This window comes from Gryllotalpicola koreensis (assembly GCF_039538185.1).
GTDB classification, from domain to species: domain Bacteria; phylum Actinomycetota; class Actinomycetes; order Actinomycetales; family Microbacteriaceae; genus Gryllotalpicola; species Gryllotalpicola koreensis.
The window spans coordinates 815989-831625 of sequence record NZ_BAABBW010000001.1 but is presented as its reverse complement, the minus strand read 5'-3'; the positions used below and the strand labels follow the sequence as shown (position 1 = coordinate 831625).

The 15637-nt window shown below is 71.8% G+C and carries 15 protein-coding genes and 1 pseudogene; 5 read left to right on the top strand and 11 right to left on the bottom strand.

The features are described from left to right. Window positions 1–7 precede the first annotated feature (7 nt). Window positions 8–157, bottom strand: a pseudogene (locus tag ABD708_RS19425) (sugar O-acetyltransferase); the annotation flags it as partial. Between the two features lie 526 nt (window positions 158–683). Here ABD708_RS19425 and ABD708_RS03980 point away from each other — a divergent pair. Beyond that, the gene (locus tag ABD708_RS03980; RefSeq protein WP_344751986.1) at window positions 684–1379 is read left to right on the top strand and encodes a hypothetical protein; all 696 of its coding nucleotides are present in this window, start codon (window positions 684–686) and stop codon (window positions 1377–1379) included. A gap of 10 nt (window positions 1380–1389) precedes the next feature. Here ABD708_RS03980 and ABD708_RS03975 read toward each other — a convergent pair whose 3' ends face one another. Then, window positions 1390–1878 carry a hypothetical protein gene (locus tag ABD708_RS03975; RefSeq protein WP_344751985.1) on the bottom strand — a complete coding sequence of 163 codons (489 nt, stop codon included), beginning with the start codon at window positions 1876–1878 and terminating at the stop codon, window positions 1390–1392. Between the two features lie 100 nt (window positions 1879–1978). On the opposite strand from ABD708_RS03975, the gene ABD708_RS03970 reads away from it, so the two are divergent. From ABD708_RS03970 to ABD708_RS03960, 3 genes are read left to right on the top strand one after another with little or no spacing between them, the layout of a single operon-like run. Further along, on the top strand, window positions 1979–2491 hold the full coding sequence (locus ABD708_RS03970; RefSeq protein ID WP_344751984.1) for a sigma-70 family RNA polymerase sigma factor: 513 nt from the start codon (window positions 1979–1981) through the stop codon (window positions 2489–2491). Next, window positions 2488–3219 carry an anti-sigma factor family protein gene (locus tag ABD708_RS03965; RefSeq protein ID WP_344751983.1) on the top strand — a complete coding sequence of 244 codons (732 nt, stop codon included), beginning with the start codon at window positions 2488–2490 and terminating at the stop codon, window positions 3217–3219. Before ABD708_RS03970 ends, ABD708_RS03965 begins: the two co-directional genes overlap by 4 nt. Window positions 3220–3267: 48 nt before the next feature. After that, complete coding sequence (locus tag ABD708_RS03960) at window positions 3268–3804, top strand: COG4315 family predicted lipoprotein (RefSeq protein WP_344751982.1); 537 nt, start codon at window positions 3268–3270, stop codon at window positions 3802–3804. Window positions 3805–3808: 4 nt separating this feature from the next. Here ABD708_RS03960 and ABD708_RS03955 read toward each other — a convergent pair whose 3' ends face one another. From ABD708_RS03955 to ABD708_RS03925, 7 genes are all read right to left on the bottom strand, one after another. Continuing rightward, complete coding sequence (locus tag ABD708_RS03955) at window positions 3809–4405, bottom strand: DJ-1/PfpI family protein (protein WP_344751981.1); 597 nt, start codon at window positions 4403–4405, stop codon at window positions 3809–3811. Next, complete coding sequence (locus ABD708_RS03950; protein WP_344751980.1) at window positions 4402–5154, bottom strand: ABC transporter permease; 753 nt, start codon at window positions 5152–5154, stop codon at window positions 4402–4404. The genes ABD708_RS03955 and ABD708_RS03950 overlap by 4 nt, the downstream gene beginning before the upstream one ends. A 58-nt stretch (window positions 5155–5212) precedes the next feature. Continuing rightward, window positions 5213–5674 carry a nucleoside deaminase gene (locus tag ABD708_RS03945; protein ID WP_344751979.1) on the bottom strand — a complete coding sequence of 154 codons (462 nt, stop codon included), beginning with the start codon at window positions 5672–5674 and terminating at the stop codon, window positions 5213–5215. A gap of 3 nt (window positions 5675–5677) precedes the next feature. Then, window positions 5678–7105 carry a purine-cytosine permease family protein gene (locus tag ABD708_RS03940; RefSeq protein ID WP_344751978.1) on the bottom strand — a complete coding sequence of 476 codons (1428 nt, stop codon included), beginning with the start codon at window positions 7103–7105 and terminating at the stop codon, window positions 5678–5680. Window positions 7106–7133: 28 nt separating this feature from the next. Next, on the bottom strand, window positions 7134–8210 hold the full coding sequence (locus ABD708_RS03935; RefSeq protein WP_344751977.1) for an FUSC family protein: 1077 nt from the start codon (window positions 8208–8210) through the stop codon (window positions 7134–7136). Between the two features lie 18 nt (window positions 8211–8228). Beyond that, the gene (locus ABD708_RS03930; protein WP_344751976.1) at window positions 8229–9320 is read right to left on the bottom strand and encodes a C40 family peptidase; all 1092 of its coding nucleotides are present in this window, start codon (window positions 9318–9320) and stop codon (window positions 8229–8231) included. Window positions 9321–9472: 152 nt separating this feature from the next. Beyond that, window positions 9473–10192, bottom strand: a complete 720-nt coding sequence (locus ABD708_RS03925; RefSeq protein ID WP_344751975.1) for a C40 family peptidase — start codon at window positions 10190–10192, stop codon at window positions 9473–9475. A 331-nt stretch (window positions 10193–10523) separates the two neighbouring features. Between ABD708_RS03925 and ABD708_RS03920 the strand changes: the two genes are divergently transcribed. Then, complete coding sequence (locus ABD708_RS03920) at window positions 10524–10889, top strand: GntR family transcriptional regulator (protein ID WP_344751974.1); 366 nt, start codon at window positions 10524–10526, stop codon at window positions 10887–10889. On the opposite strand, the gene ABD708_RS03915 is transcribed toward ABD708_RS03920, so the two are convergent. Continuing rightward, entirely contained in the window at window positions 10886–14608 is a 3723-nt protein-coding gene (locus tag ABD708_RS03915; RefSeq protein ID WP_344751973.1) for a proline dehydrogenase family protein, read from the bottom strand. The genes ABD708_RS03920 and ABD708_RS03915 overlap by 4 nt on opposite strands. A 16-nt stretch (window positions 14609–14624) precedes the next feature. After that, a complete protein-coding gene (locus tag ABD708_RS03910; RefSeq protein WP_344751972.1) occupies window positions 14625–15590 on the bottom strand; it encodes a DNA-3-methyladenine glycosylase family protein in 966 nt (321 codons plus the stop codon). Window positions 15591–15637 lie beyond the last annotated feature (47 nt).

Below are 15637 nucleotides of genomic sequence, written 5' to 3'. Positions count from 1 at the left end.
GCTGCCCCTAGACGGCGAGTCGGCGGACGACGCGGGCCGGAGCGCCGACCGCGACACTGCGGGCGGGCACGTCTTCACGCACGACGCTGTTGGCGCCGACCACGGCACCGGCGCCGATGGTCACACCGGGGAGGACGACGACGTTCTGCCCGAGCCAGGCGCCCTGGCAGATGCGCACGGGCGCCACCCGCTCGAGCGGCTGGTCGCGGATGTACGCCTCGGGGTCGGCGAAGCCGTGCATGTGGTCGGAGATGTAGACCCCGCGCGCGAGCTCGACCCCGTCTTCGATGACCACACTCATGACGCCCGTGATCGAGGTCTGGTGCATCCGCACCCGGTCGCCGATCACGATCACGGGGCCGGGAGTCGCGCGATCGGGCACGAGCAGCCACGAGCCGGCGGCGATCAGGCAGTCCGCGCCGATCGCGACCTTGTCGCGATTGCCCCAGCGGAACGGCAGCAGAATGCGGCTGCCGCGCCCGAAGCGGGCAAAGCCCGGCGCCGCCAGCAGGCTGAACGCCGCGTCGCGCGCGGTCTGCACCAGCTTGAGGAGGTCGACGGGCATGCCCTGAGGATAGGTCAGCCGCCGTGACCACAGTGAGGGACGCTCACAAATGTTTACTCGCCCGAAACACCCCTCTCACGGAACGCGCGGCGGGGCCGGATGGCCGTAGCGTCGAGGCGTGGCCGTACTGATCAGCGCGCTGTCCTTCGAGGATTTCGACCGGGCGTTCGCGAGCTACTGGGGGCGCCGCTCGCTCGGCGTCGTGCTCGACGATGCGAGTGCCCGGCGTCTCGCCGACGACTGGCGGGGCATGCGCCGCCTGCATGGCGCCTGGCTCATCGCCCTGCGCGACTTCGCCGCCGTCACCACGGGGCTGCGGCTCGCCGGCACGCCCGCACTCACCCCGGCTGTGCTCGAGCTCGTGCGCGGCGCGCTCGACGTGCACGCAGCTCCGCCACCCGCGCTGATCGGCCCGTTCGCGGATCTTGACGCACCGGCGTCACCCGGCTCGCAGCCGACGGTCGCGACGAGCGGCGCGCCGTCGGACTTCGCGGTGACGGATGCCTTCGCCGAGGCCGCCCTCGTCCGGCTCCGGGTGCATTGGCCGGAGGCTTCGGCAGGTGCGGACAGTGCAGGCATCCGTATTCGCGTGAACGGCAGGCTGTGGCTCTACGCGACCCCGCCCGCGTTGCAGGGCGTGCACTGGTCCGTGCGGCCGCTCGCCGAGCAGGACGGCGCGCTCGTAGACGTGGCCGACGCCTTCCCGTATCAGCTCGGCGTCGTCGCCCAGCACTCGCCGGAGGCCGTCGCCGACCGCCTCTACAACGAGCTCGGCTACTGGTGGATCAGCTGCGCGCGGCTGCTGGAGCCGTAGCCGCCCACCGCTAGAGGTGCAGCCCACCCCAGACGGCGCGCGCGCCCGAGTCGCCGATCAGCACGATCTCGACGATGAACGCGACGCCGACCACCGCCGCCGCGACCCACAGCACGACCGTGCCGCCCCAGCGCACCGTCGAAGTGAGCCGCGCGCCGAACTCGGGGCCGACGGCGAACCGCCACCACACCCATTCGGCGAGCCCGACCGCGAACAGCGCGATCGACCAGGGCAGCAGCCCCTCGCCGCGCTCGACGTGCGTCGCGAGGGCGGGCGTCGTGCCGACGACGGTCTGCAGGTACTCGCCGGCCGAGACCGTGATGGGCGTCGCCACGAGGATGACGAGCCCGGCGAGCGGCGTCACGACGCCGAGGCGTCGACGCGCGGCCGGCCAGAACGCGTGCAGGATGACGGCGAGAGCGGCGAGCGGCCCGAGCACGACCATGACGTGCACGAGAAGGATGTGCAGGGGCAGGCCCGCGAAGGTGTCGAGGTTCACGATGACCGCACGATATCGACGCAGCTGAGGTTCATTCTGAGAATGACGAAACAGGTGAACCGGATGCCGGTGAGCCACGTGTCCTCATGAGGAGGTGTCCGTGCCGAACGACGAGGACGCACTGCTGCGCGCGCTGCACGACGAGCATGCGCGCCCGCTGTGGCGCTATGTGATGTCGCTCACGGGCGATGCCGCGCAGTCGGAGGACATCGTGCAGGAGACGCTGCTGCGGGCGTGGAAGAAGCCTGCCGTGCTCGACCAGCGCGAGGCATCCGCCCGTGCCTGGCTGTTCACCGTCGCCCGCAACCTCGTGATCGACGAGGCGCGCAGCGCGCGGCGGCGGCACGAGACCCCGACGGCCACCGAGACGATGCCCGAGCGCGTGACGGCGGACGAGACCGAGCGGATGCTCGACGCCTGGCTCATCGGCGACGCGCTCGCCGGGCTGAGCGCCGAGCACCGGCAGGTGATCACGCTGGCGTATTACGGCAGCAGGTCGGTCGCCGAGATCGCCGAGGCGGTCGGCGTGCCGGAGGGCACCGTGAAGAGCCGGCTGCACTACGGGCTGCGCGCGCTGCGGCTCGCGCTGCAGGAGAAGGGAGTGACGCGATGAGCGAGGAGTCGATTCACGAGTGGGACGCCGCCTATGTGCTCGGCGCGCTCTCGCCCGACGACCGGCGACGCTTCGAGGAGCACCTCGAGGTCTGCCCGGAGTGCCGCGCCTCGGTCGGCGAGCTGGCCGGCATGCCGGCGCTGCTGTCGCGTGCGCCCGCTCCGGTCATTGAGCGTTCGCCGCTAAGCGGCGACGACCCAGTGGGTCGTCGCGCGGCGGACGCCGAGCGAGCTGCGCTCGCGAGGGCGCAGAATTCTCTGCAGGCGCTCGCCCGCCGCGTGCGCCGCCGCCGCCTCGCCAGACGCTGGATCACGGCCGGGGCATCCGTGACGGCCGGGGCATCCGTGCTCGCCGCCGCCGTGATCGCGGCCGCCGTCGTGCTGCCGACGACCCTCGGTTCGCCGCCGCCCGAGGGCACGCACCTCGCCCTGAGCCAGACGACGCCGAGCCCGCTGAGCGCGTCCGTGACGCTGAGCTCGAAGCGCTGGGGCACCGAGATCACGATGCGCTGCCGCTACGAGCCGTCGAGCTACCGGGCGACCCGCGCGTACGCGCTGTACGTGACGGATGCCGCGGGCGACGCGACCCGCGTGTCGTCGTGGTCCGCGTGGCCGGGCTCCGACATCCGCACCACGGGCGCCGTCGATCTGCCGACGTCGCAGCTGCGCTCGGTGCAGGTGCGGGACGTGGCGACGGATGCCGTGCTGCTCAGCTCCCCCGTGAACTGATTTCCCCCGTGGGGTGAACCCGCCGCGCCCGCGCTCCGTGACACAGGCATGAGAAAGAACAGGATTGCATTCGCCCTCGCCGGCGCAGCGCTCGCCGCCCTCGCGCTCGCGGGCTGCTCCGGCGGCTCAGGCAGCACCGGCGGGGCATACGGCGGGAACGCGCCGAAGACCAGCGCCTCGTCAGCCTCCGGCACCGGATCCGACGCGGGCAACACCTTGAAGACCGCCTCCAGCTCGCTCGGGCAGATCGTGGTCGACGGCAAGGGGATGACCGTCTACTACTACGGCAAGGACACGAAGGGCGAGACCGCGTCGGCCTGCACCGGGCAGTGCCTCACGCAGTGGCCGCCGGTCGTGGCATCCGGGACTCCCTCGGTCACCGGGATCTCGGGAGCGGTCGGCACGATCACGGGTGCGAACGGCACCAAGCAGGTGACGATCGACGGCCTGCCGATCTACTACTTCGCCGGCGACAGCAAGGCGGGCGACGTGAGCGGCCAGCTCGTGGGGAACGTCTGGTGGGCGGTCGCACCCGACGGCTCGAAGATCACAAGCGCGGCGTCGGGTTCATCGAGCGGCTATTGAGCGGCTACTGAGTCGGGCCGTCCGGCCACATCCATTCCATCTCGGCCTCGGTGGCCGCGCGCACCTCCGGCCCCGCGAGCTCCTCCACGATCGCGAGGGCGAGGTCAGTGCCCGCGGACACCCCGGCCGAGGTGCGGATCCGGTCGGACGAGCGCACGAAGCGCCGGCCGCGCACGATCGTCGTGGTCGGCGAGGCGGCGGCGAGCTCATCGAAGGCACTGTGGTGCGTGGTGGCCTCGAGCCCGGCGAGCAGCCCGGCTGAGCCCGCGATGAGGGCACCCGTGCAGACGGTGAGCAGCAGCGCGGCATCCGTCGCCCGCTGCCGCGCCCAGGCGAGCACGCGCTCGTCATGCTGCAGCACGCGCGTGCCGCGGCCACCCGGGATGATCACGATGTCGGCCGCCGGCGCGTCGTCGAGGCTGAAGTCGGGCACGACGCGGAACCCGCCGCGGCCGGCCGGGCTCGCGGTCACGCCGACCGAGCTCACCGCGAACTCTCGCGGATCGGTGAGCTCGCCCGCCACGTTGAAGACCTCGTAGGGCCCCGCGTAGTCGAGCACCTCCATGCCGTCGAACGCGAGGATCTGCACAGAACGGGTCATGAACTCATCGTGGCCGGGCGCACCCGCACCGGCGCGAGCCACGCCGTGAGCACCACCGCCACGACCGCTCCGGCCCCGATGATCGCGGCGAGCACGACGATCTGGAAGCGGCCGGCTTCGAGCGGCGAGACGCCCCCGAACACGGCTCCGACGAACGCCCCGGGCAGGGTGACGAGCCCGGTGGTGCGCGTCTGATCGGTCGTCGGCACCATCGCCGCGTGGATCGCCCGTCTGACGAGGTCGCGGGTCGCGTCGCGCGGCCGCGCGCCGAGCGCCAGCCACCCCTCGACGTCCTCCCACCGGTCGTCGAGGAGTTCGACGAAGCGCCGCCCGCTGAGGGTCGCGATCGTCATGGCGTTCCCGATGACGATGCCGCCGATCGCGAGCACGTAGCGCGGCGTGAACGCGATCGCGCCGGTGGCGAAGATGATGCCGAGGGCGATCAGGATGCCGGCTGCCATCGCCGTCGCGACCGGCGCGAACCGCTCGCGCAGAGCTCCGAGGCGGCGCGCCGCCGTCCACGCCGCGACCGAGAACATCACGACGAGCGCGACACCGATCCAGAACGGGCTGCGGATGATGCCGGCCAGCACGAGGCTGATCGCCGCGAGCTGCAGGGTGCCGCGCAGCACCGCGAGCGCTGGAGCGAACGGCTTCGGCGCACGCGCGTAGACCAGCACCCCCGTCGCGAGCGCCGTCAGTGCGAGCACCCCGACGAGGGAGAGCAGGATCGCCCGCGCGTCGATCACCTCGTCCTCGCCGCCACCCGATCGCCCCGGAAGCCGCGCAGCGGCTGTCTCGAAACGATCACTCCTCGCCTATGTCCTCGTTCCAGAGGTGCGGGTGGGCCTCGATCCATCCGCCCATGAGAGCGATCAACTCGGGGTCGTTCACGACCGTGACCTCGACGCCGTTCTCGGCGAGCCAGTCCTGCCCGCCGAGGAAATTGCGGTCGTCGCCGACGATCACGCGGCCGATGCCGAACTGCCGCACGAGCCCCGAGCAGTACCAGCACGGCGAGAGCGTGGTCACCATCACCGTGTCGCGGTAGCTCGTCTGGCGGCCGGCGTTGCGGAAGGCATCCGTCTCGCCGTGCACCGACGGGTCGTCCTGCTGCACGCGCCGGTTGTGACCCCGGCCGAGCAGCTCGCCCTCGCGGGTGAACAGGGCGGCGCCGATCGGGATGCCGCCCTCCGCGAGCCCCGCGCGCGCCTCCTCGATGGCGACGGCGAGCTTCGCGGCATCCGTCTCATAACGCAGTTCAGTCATCGGTTACGCCACCCGGTCCGCCGCGTCGATGCCGACCACCAGCTCGGGCTCGCTCGCGAGCGGGCCGCCGAGTGCGACCTTGGGCATCGTGAACAGGACCCAGTAGATCGCCCCGGCGAGCACGAAGCCGACGAACGGCGTGATGTCGCCGACCCCCGTCGTCTTCGCGATCGGCCCGACATAGAACGACTGGTTCGACAGCTGCCAGATCGAGAGCGCGCCGCCGACCACGAGCGCGATCGGGCCGGCCCAGTTGCGGTACTTCGCCCCGTCGGGCACGAGCTCGGCGATCGACGTGCCGCGGCGCAGGAAGCGGTCGACGAGGACGACGCCGAGCCACGGCGCGATCCAGTACGCGATCACCAGCAGGAAGTTCTCGTACCAGGTCTCGAAGTGCTCGTTGAGCACCGCGATGAGGGCGATCACGAAGCCGACGGCGCCGAAGCCGAGCGCGATGATCGCCCGGCGCAGCGCGAACGGGATCTTGATGCCGGCCGCGAGGAACGACATCGCGCCCGAGTAGATGTTCAGCGCGTTCGCCGCGATCGCCCCGACGGCGATCGCGAGCAGGGTCAGGTCGCGCAGCCACGTGGGCAGCGAGTGCACGAAGCTGTCGGTCGGGTTCTCGCCGGGGAACAGGACGTAGACGGATGCCGCACCGGCGATCATCAGCACGGTGCAGCTCACGAAGTCCCCGAGGCCGGCGGCGAGGCCGAGCTGCAGCTTCGAGACGCCCTTCTTCTGGTAACGCGTGTAGTCGCTCGCGTACGGGTTCCAGCCCGCCGCATAGCCGAACGCCGCGGCGACGGTGAGCGTGAAGCCGCCGAACGGCCAGCCCGCGCCCTTCGGCGCCGCGCCGTCGCCGACGTGGGCGAAGATCACGATGCAGGCGACCAGGAAGATGATGCCGAGCACGATCGCCGCGTAGCGCTCGAACTGCTGCACCAGGTTGTGACCGACGAACGCCAGCCCCACCTGCACGACGACCACGATGACGAGCGCGAGCCAGGCGGGCATGCCGGTGAGCGCCGAGAGGGCGAGCGTGCCGCTGACCGAGTTGGTCGCGAACCAGCCGAGGCCCGCCATGACGGTGTTGAGCGCCGCCGGCAGGATGTTGCCGCGGGTTCCGAACGCCGTGCGGCTCAGCACCAGCTGGGCGAGCCCTTCGCGCGGGCCCCATGTCGACAGGATGCCGTGGGTCAGGGACCCCAGCGCGTTGCCGATCACGATCGCGAGGATCGCGGCGGGAAGGTTCAGCCCGAAGAAGGCGACGGCGATGAGGCCGACGTAGACGGTCGCGAACTCGAGGTTCGGCGAGCTCCAGGTCGCGAAGAGCTGCCACGGCGAGCCGTGCCGGCGATCGGCTGGGATCGCCTCGATGCCGCCCGCCTCGATCAGCGTCGAGGCAGGCGCGGTGGGGGTGGAGGTCATGAACGGATGCTATCGAGATCGTCGCCGCTCAGGCATCCGTCATACGGGCACGCCTGCGCACGACGAAGAGCTCCATCACGACGGCGACGGCCACGGCGACGGCGATCCCGATGAACGTCTCGACGCCGCGCTGCCAGATCAGCTCGCCGATCGGCTGCGGCCCGCCCAGCTCGCCGATCACGAGCACGAGCGGCGTCAGCACGATGAGCGCGAGCGAGTAGTTGCGCACCACGACGAGCTCCACCCCGGCCTGCAGCACGATGATGATGACGATCGCGGCGAGCCCGGTCGGGTGGAACAGGAGCAGCAGCGCGCCGATGCCGAGCCCGATGAGCGTTCCCACGAAGCGGTGCGTCGCCCGCAGCACCCGGTTGTAGCCGCCGGGCACGGAGAGCGCGGCGATCGCGGAGACCATCGCCCAGTACGGGTGCCCGATGCCGACGAGCGCGGGGATCGCCCCCGCGACCGCCGTACCAATCAAGAACATCGTCGCGTGCTCGAGGTAGCCGTGCACCGGCGGGGGAACGACGATCGGCTTGGTGTACGGGTTGTGCAGCCGGCCCTCCTGCGCCCGCCAGATCAGCCGGCCGACATAGCCGATGAGCAGGGCGAGGGCGACGGATGCCGCAGCTGCGACGAGTCCCGCGGCGTAGCCGGCCGGCGTGAGCGGCGCGAAGGCGACCCCGGCGAGGGCGAACACCTGGAACATCGGCCCCGGCGGGGTCCAGCGCACCCGGTCGGCGAGCAGTGACGCCCCGAAGGCCCAGAGCGCCGCGATGGGGATGACGAGCAGGTTCCGCTGCGGCGACAGTGCGATCGCGCCGCCGACCGCGATCGACAGGAGCTGCGCGACACCGGCGACGAGTTGCAACCGCAACCGCGAGACGTGCGGGAAGTTGCGGCCGTACACGCTCGTGAACGCGCCGAAGACGGCGAACACGGCGAGGTCGGCGCGCCCGGTGGCCCAGAGCGTGAGGAGCGGGATCGCGGTCGAGAGCCCGACCCGCAGCGCGGCCCAGTGATCGCGGTCATAGGGGCGCAGCTCGAGCAGGTCGCGCCAGCGCGGGGTCAGGCGCGGGGTGGGTGCACCTGAGACATCCGTCATACCTGCAATTCTTGCGGCCTATCGGCCAGCCGGAAGCAGGCGCGTGAAGTGGATGCCCACCGGGCGCCACACGTCGACGGACTCGATCGAGACGCGGCGGCCCGGAGCCGGCGCCGCGAGCACCTGGTTGTCGCCGAGGTAGATGCCGATGTGGTCCAGGTCGTCGAACACGACCACGTCACCCGGCTTCGCCTCGGACTGCGGGATGTGGGTGCCGATCTTGTCTTGGGCGATGACGCCGTGGAACAGATCGACGCCGATCGCCGCATACGCGACCATCGTCAGGCCGGAGCAGTCGATGCCGGTGTGGCTCGAGCCGCCGAGCACATAGGGCGTGCCGATGTAGCCGAGGGCGGTCTCGACGATCGTGGCGCGCTCGCCGCCGGCGGCGATGGCGTCGACGATCGCCGGGGCGGCGGCGGCCGCGTCGGCGCCGCCGATCTTCGTGACGATCGCGGCGATGGCGGTCGCGACGTAGTCGGGGTTCTGCACCGTCGGGCCCTGCACGTCGTCGGCGACCTGCATGATCTGCTGCGCCGTGCGCCCGTGCGCGTCGGCGGTCGCCGGGCCGGGCGTGGTGTCGGCCGTGGCGGGGACGACGATCCACAGCGAGGGGATCAGCACAACGGCGCCCAGGACGGCCGCGAGCGATCGGCGGGCGCTGCCGCGCGCGGGCTTCGGTGCGGCGGCGACCACGGGGCGCTTCGGCTCGGAGGTCGGGCGCACGCGGTGCGAGTGGATCAGGTCTTCCGTGCGGCGCGCGTTCTCGGCCTCGACGGCCGACGCGACGGTGCTTTCGGGGGCGGCGGCTTCGGGCGCAGCGGCCTCGTGCGCGACGTCTGCGGCCGAGCGCTGCTGCGCCTCGAGCGCCTCGCGCAGGGCGCGTGCCTCGCGGCGGGTCATGGGCTGCGCGGAAGCCGCAGGAGCCGGCGCGTCCACGTTCTTCACAGCCCAACGGCTTCCCGGAACCGGGATCTGCCCCGTCTGGGGAGCTTCGTCCTGCTCGCGCAGGGCGCGCACTTCGGAGGGGGCGATCTGACCGGCATCCGCCAGTCCGGCGATCAGAGCATCGAATGCATCGAGTGACGCGTCGATCCTCTGTCTCGCCATAGCTCTTCTCCCATTGCCGTCGGGGCGTTACGGCCCGTGGTGCTCAGTCCCCCGAAGCGCCGACAAAAAGTCGACCCGGCGAACATATCAGACCCCTCGAGGAGGGCCGCAGGGAACGCTCCCAGTTTCGGGAGCCGCGCAACAAGTGAGGATCAGTCGCCGAGCAGGCGGGTGAAGTGATAGCCGATTCCCGACCACGCGCTGAGCGGCTCGATCTGCACCTGGGTGCCCGGCTCGCGTGCCGCGACCATCAGCCCGTTGCCGAGATAGAGCGTCACGTGCTGCTCGTTGTCGAACACGAGCAGGTCGCCCGGCTTGGCCTCGGCGGCCGAGATGGTGTGTCCCACGCGGTCCTGCGAACCGACGCCGTGGGACAGGCCGATGCCGACAGAGGCATACGCCTGCATCGTGAGACCGGAGCAGTCGATGCCGGAGTGGCTCGCGCCGCCCAGCACGTACGGCGTGCCGAGGTAGCTGAGCGCGGTGCTGACGATCTTGAGGCGCTGCCCCGGCGTCGCGCCGAGCGCCGACGCGGTCGAGGCGAGCGTGGCGGCATCCGTCTGCGGGGCGGCCTGCTGCAACAGGGCGGGGACGTCGGGCGGGAGCGCCGTGAAGGTCTCGCGCGCGATCTTCGGCGCGGCGACCGTGTCGGAGACGTCGAGTGATTGGACGACCGACGCGGCGGCCGATGAGGAGAGCGATGACGAGACGGATGCCTGAGCGGAACCCGCCGCCGCGTTCAGGGTCGCGGCGTGGGCGGGCAGGGCGATGGCGAGGCATCCGGTGATCGCGAGAGTCGTACCGGCGAGCAGGCGAGCGGAGCGCCTGCGCAACCAGCTGTGATGCGGGTGGGCGTGCAGGGAGGAGCGCATGTCGTTTCGGGTCGTTCGGGTCGGGGTGGGGAAGGCTTCGGGGAGCCGGAGCCCGCGGTCGGGGCCGCGAGGGACTTTATGCAGCCGGCCTGGGCCGAAAGTCCCAGGGCGGACAGGCCGTGCGCGCGTGTTGCCCCATGCATCGGCATCCGCGTCGGGATATCAGCCCCATTCACCGTTGATTCCCAGGCTGCGGGTTGCAGGCGCGGGCTCATGCCCTGTTGGATATGCGGAGTGACCTGCACAAACGGGGCGTGCACGTCGGCGTGGGGACGCGCGTGCCGGAGAACCGCCTTGTGAGTGTGGAAACCATCAATCGGGGGAATCTGGCATGGAACTGAGAATTGACGCCACAAACCCTGCACCGGCATCGGAGCAGGTGCGATCCCAGCTGTTGACCGCGGTGCGGGAGGGCTCGCTGGCGCCCGGCGCGAAGCTGCCGACGGTGCGCCGACTCGCGGACCAGCTCGGCATCGCGGTCAACACCGTCGCCCGCGCGTACCGCCTCTTGGAGGACGACGGCATCGTCGAGACCTTCGGCCGCCGCGGCTCGTTCATCGCGAATCAGGGCGATGCGATCCAGCAGCAGCTGCAGTCGGCTGCCACGCAATACGCGCGCAAAGCGGCGAGCCTCGGCGTGAGCGCGAAGGACGCAGAGAAGGCGGTCATCGCGGCGCTCAGAGCAGAACTGAGCTAGAGCACCGGCTCCGCCAGCACCGCTCCGTACCGGTGGTTCGTGATCGAGATGGACTGCTCGCGGAAGAACGGCAGCAGCTCGACCCGGCCCGAGGCGGTGACCGGCCCGTCGTAGATCGCGACCTCGGGGTCGCCGCGCAAGGCCCGCGCCGCTGCGAGCCCGTTGCCGCCGATCAGGCGGATGCGGTGGATCGGCTTCGGGTGCGTCGCCGGGCCGCCGACCTCGATCGTCTCGGGGCGGAAGGTGAGGCGCGCGAGCCACGCATCGTCGTCCTCGACCTTCACAGGCACGCTGTGCGCGTCGAGCCACGCGGCGATTCCGTCGGGCAGCGCCAGGTGCGTCGACACGTCGTAGCGCGTGCGTGAGACGGATGCCGCAGCGAGAACGCGCAGCAGCTCGGGAAGCGTCCCGCCCGGGCCGAGACGGATGCTGACGGGCACCGGCCGGTAGCGGAACAGGTTGCGCTCGGACTTCAGCCCCGCGGCATCCGTCGTCCTCCCGTACTCCGTCGCGTAGGCGATCGCGTCGGACAGGGCCGAGCGGCGCACGAGGTCGAAATCGGCGTAGTCGAGCGCCGACTGGCTGAGCTCGATCAACTGCTGCACGTCGGGGTCGAGTCCGCGCAGGTGCAGGCTGTTGCTCTGCTCGCCCGGCACGCTCACCCAGGTGCCGAGCGGGAACAGCGTGTTGGGGCCGCCGGTCTTCACGGTCGGGCCGACCGCCGACTTCTTCCAGCCGCCGAAGGACTGCCGCTGCACGATCGCGCCCGTGATGTGCCGGTTGACGTAGAGGTTGCCCGCCTCGACCGACGCGACCCACTGGCGGATCTCGCGCTCCTCGAGCGCGTGCAGGCCGGCCGTGAGACCGTAGTCGACGGCGTTCTGCAGCTGGATCGCCTCGGCGAGGGTGCGGGCGCGCATGACGCCGAGCACGGGGCCGAAGAACTCGGTGAGGTGCGTCCGGCTGCCCGGCGCGACGCCGGTCTTGATGCCGGGCGACCAGAGCCGGCCGTCCTCGCTGAGCGGCCGGGGCCGCACGAGCCACGTCTCGCCGTCGTCGAGCTCGGTGAGCGCCCATTCGAGCTTCCCGCTCGGGGGCTGCACGAGCGGGCCGACTTCCGTCGCGGCATCCGTCGCGGGCCCGACGCCCAGGCTGCGCGTGGCGTCGATCAGCTGGCGGCGGAAGCGCGCGTCATCGGCGACAGACCCGACGAGGATGACGAGGGATGCCGCGGAGCACTTCTGCCCCGCATTGCCGAAGGCGCTCTTCACGATGTCCGCGACCGCGAGGTCGTAGTCGGCGCTCGGCGTGACGACGATCGCGTTCTTGCCGCTCGTCTCGGCGAGCAGCGGCAGATCGGGGCGCCACGAACGGAACAGCTGCGCGGTCTCGAACGAGCCGGTCAGGATCACCCGGTCGACACGGTCGTCGGTGATGAGCTGCCTGCTCACCTCGTGCTCTTCGTCGACATCGACGAGGGCGAGCGCGTCGCGCGGGATGCCGGCCCGGTGCAGCACGTCGACCAGCACCGCCGCGCAGCGCTTCGCTTGCGGAGCAGGCTTGATGATGACCCCGCTGCCCGCGGCGAGCGCGCTGAGCACCCCGCCTGCGGGGATGGAGACCGGGAAGTTCCACGGCGGGGTGACGACGGTGAGCGCGTTCGACTGGAAGCGGGCGCCCTGCACGGTGTCGAGCTCACGGGCGAGCGCCGCGTAGTAGTGCGCGAAGTCGGCTGCCTCGGTGACCTCGACGTCGGCCTCTGCGAAGGTCTTGCCGGTCTCGGCGACCATCACCTCGATGAGCTGGTCGCGGTTCGCCGAGATCGCGAGGCCGGCGAAGTCGAGCACGTCGGCGCGCTCGCTGCCGGGCGCCTGCGCCCAGCGCACGCCTGCGGCGCGGACGGCGGCGATGAGCTGGTCGAGCTTGCGCTCCTCCGAGACGCGGGCCGCGATCACCGCCGCCATTCCCAGGTCTGTGCCCTGCGCCCTGGCGAGGACGCGCTTCGCCCACGCCCGGTTCGCCGCCCGCGAGGGGTCGCTGTCGGACTCGTTGCGGAAGGTCTGGCGGTCGCCGCGCGCCTGCCACTCCGCGGGAAGCGGCGGCGCGAACGCCGCGGCCTTGCGGGCCGCGGGGGATGCCGCGACCCAGCCCTCCTGCTGCGGCAGCCCCAGCACGGCGACGGTGAGGCCCGCGTCGCCCGCGGCCTGCCCCGCCGGGTCGACGGGGTCGATGCGCGGGTGGAAGAGCGCCGTCGCGTTCTCGTCCTGCCACTCGCGGGCGCGGTCCTGGCGGCGGTTCGGCAGCGGGGCGACCCCGACCGGCTCGCGCACGGCCTCGTAGCGCTCGACCGCGTCGAGGAAGCGCGCGCATTCGCGCTCGAACAGCTGGTCCGCGTTCGGCCCGGCGCCGCTCAGCTCGAAGAGGGCCGACATGAAGTTGTCGGGCGAGCCGTTCTCCTCGAGACGGCGCACGAGGTACGAGATCGCGACGTCGAACTCCTCCGGCCTGACCACGGGGGTGTACAGCGTCAGTCCGCCGACGGTCCTCGCCACGGCATCCGTCGCCATGCCGAGCAGCATCTCGACGTCGATGCGGTCACGTACCCCGCGCACGCCGGCCAGCTCCCACGCGAACGCGACGTCGAAGAGGTTGTGCCCGGCGACGCCGAGGCGCACGGCATCCGTATGCTCCACCGTCAGCGCCCAGTCGAGCACCCGCTTGTAGTTGGCGTCGGTGTCGAGCTTGCTGCCCCAGGTCGCGAGCGGCCAGCCGTGCAGCTCGGCGTCGACGCGCTCCATCGGCAGGTTGGCGCCCTTGACGAGGCGCACCTTGATCGGGGCGCCGCCCGCTGCGCGGCGGGCCTGGGCCCACTCGGTGAGGTCCTGCAGGGCGTCGAGCGCGTCGGGCAGGTACGCCTGCAGCACGATGCCCGCCTCGAGGTGGGCGAGCCGCGGGTTCGAGAGCACCCGCTTGAAGACCGCGACCGTGAGGTCGAGGTCCTTGTACTCCTCCATGTCGAGGTTGATGAACTTCGTGCGACCGGGGGCGACGCTCGTCTCGCCGCCCGCGCCCGCGAGCTCGTAGAGCGGGGTCAGGCGCTGCGCGATGCGCGCGACCGCGTCGTCGAAGCCCCACAGGTTGACGTTGCTGACGACGTTGCTCACCTTGACGCTCACGTAGTCGACGTCGGGGCGCTCGAGGAGTTCGCGGATGCCGGCGAGTCGGTTCCCCGCCTCCTCTTCGCCGAGCACGGCCTCGCCGAGCAGGTTGAGATTGAGCCTGTGACCCCCCGCGCGCAGCTTCGCGAGCGCCGGCCCGAGCTTGGCGGGGGTGGCATCGACGACGAGGTGGCCGACGAGCCGCCTGAGCGCCGCTCGTGCCGCAGGCACAACCGCCCACGGCAGCACGGGGCCGACCCCGCCGCCGAGTTCGAGCGCGGTGCGCAGGCCGCCGTGCAGGCTCGCGGGCACCCGGCCGGCGAGCTCGTGCAGCTTCCTGGCCGCGACGCCGAGGTCGCGGGGCCGAGCGACCCCGTCGACGAACTGCACCGCGAAGTCGAGGCCGCCCTCTTCCCGCAGCAGCTCGGCGAGGCGGCGTGCGCCGGTCGGCCACTGCTGCGCGGGCTCGGCGAGCCACGCGCGCACCTGGTCCACCGCGGCCGCGGCGACGGCCCGCAGCTCGCTCACGTCAGCGCTGCCGTCTTCCGGCTCGGTCCCCATGCTGTCGAGGATATTTCTAGCGACGCCGATGATCGGTGATCGTCGCCCGCGGGCCGCGCCTCTCGGGCAGGCGGCCGCTCGCGAGGATCAGCCGCACCACCCGCTGCCGCTGCCCAGCCCACGGGGCGAGCAGCTCGAGCATGCCGGTGTCGTCGCAGTCTCGGTCGCCTGCGAGGGCGTAGCCCACGAAATGCGACACGTTGTAGTCCCCGACCGAGACCTGGTCGGGGTCGCCGTGGCTGCGCTGGAAGGTCTCGGCCGCGGTCCACGGGCCGATGCCCGGCAGGGTCGTGAGCGTCGCGGCATCCGTCACCCGCTCGATCGCCTGCGCGCGCGTCGCCGTGTTCACCAGCGTGCGACTGCGGGTCGGATCGACACCGGCCTGGTGCCATTCCCAGCTCGGGATCGCGCGCCACACGCTTGGCGCCGGCGCGACGCGCAGGTTGCGGGGCATGAGGTGGGTCGGGCCGGGCGGCCGCGTGCCGAATCGGGTCACGAGCCGCGCCCACTCGCGGTAGGCCTCGAGGCTCGTCACCTTCTGCTCGATGATCGCGGGCGCCATCGCCTCGAAGACACGGCGGGTCGCGGGCAGGCGCAGGCCGGGATTGCGGCGCAGCGTCTCGGACAAGAACGGATGCCTGCCGAGGTCGAGCTGCGACCAGTCGTCGTGCTTCCCGAGAAGCGCCGGGACGCCGTCGATCGCCCATTCGGCGCCGCGGCCCCAGGCTCTGGCGGCGATCGGGCCGCCGGCGCCGCGCTGCTCGAGGCGCAGGGTGACCGGGCCGTCGGGGCTGGTGAAGGTGCGCCAGAGCACGCTGCCCTGCCACTGGGTCGTCGGGTCGTACGGCCCGCGCCCGAGCGGCCCGAGCGTCGCCCGCAGATCGACGGGCAGCGCCGGGTCGTAGACGGTGGTGACGACCGAGTCGCCCGAAGCGTCGCGGTCGTCGACGGATGCTTCGGCCCGGGCATCCGTCAACGTCATGCGCACACGCTAACCCGCCCGACTGACAGCGCCGCTCGGCGCGCGCG

Excerpts from the sequence above, each read along its gene's own strand:
- ABD708_RS03965 (WP_344751983.1), top strand. The coding sequence starts at position 2,488 with ATGAGCGAGGAGTCGATTCACGAGTGGGACGCCGCCTATGTGCTCGGC.
- ABD708_RS03960 (WP_344751982.1), top strand. The coding sequence starts at position 3,268 with ATGAGAAAGAACAGGATTGCATTCGCCCTCGCCGGCGCAGCGCTCGCC.
- ABD708_RS03955 (WP_344751981.1), bottom strand. The coding sequence starts at position 4,405 with ATGACCCGTTCTGTGCAGATCCTCGCGTTCGACGGCATGGAGGTGCTC.
- ABD708_RS03945 (WP_344751979.1), bottom strand. The coding sequence starts at position 5,674 with ATGACTGAACTGCGTTATGAGACGGATGCCGCGAAGCTCGCCGTCGCC.
- ABD708_RS03940 (WP_344751978.1), bottom strand. The coding sequence starts at position 7,105 with ATGACCTCCACCCCCACCGCGCCTGCCTCGACGCTGATCGAGGCGGGC.
- ABD708_RS03935 (WP_344751977.1), bottom strand. The coding sequence starts at position 8,210 with ATGACGGATGTCTCAGGTGCACCCACCCCGCGCCTGACCCCGCGCTGG.
- ABD708_RS03930 (WP_344751976.1), bottom strand. The coding sequence starts at position 9,320 with ATGGCGAGACAGAGGATCGACGCGTCACTCGATGCATTCGATGCTCTG.
- ABD708_RS03925 (WP_344751975.1), bottom strand. The coding sequence starts at position 10,192 with ATGCGCTCCTCCCTGCACGCCCACCCGCATCACAGCTGGTTGCGCAGG.
- ABD708_RS03920 (WP_344751974.1), top strand. The coding sequence starts at position 10,524 with ATGGAACTGAGAATTGACGCCACAAACCCTGCACCGGCATCGGAGCAG.
- ABD708_RS03915 (WP_344751973.1), bottom strand. The coding sequence starts at position 14,608 with ATGGGGACCGAGCCGGAAGACGGCAGCGCTGACGTGAGCGAGCTGCGG.
- ABD708_RS03910 (WP_344751972.1), bottom strand. The coding sequence starts at position 15,590 with ATGACGTTGACGGATGCCCGGGCCGAAGCATCCGTCGACGACCGCGAC.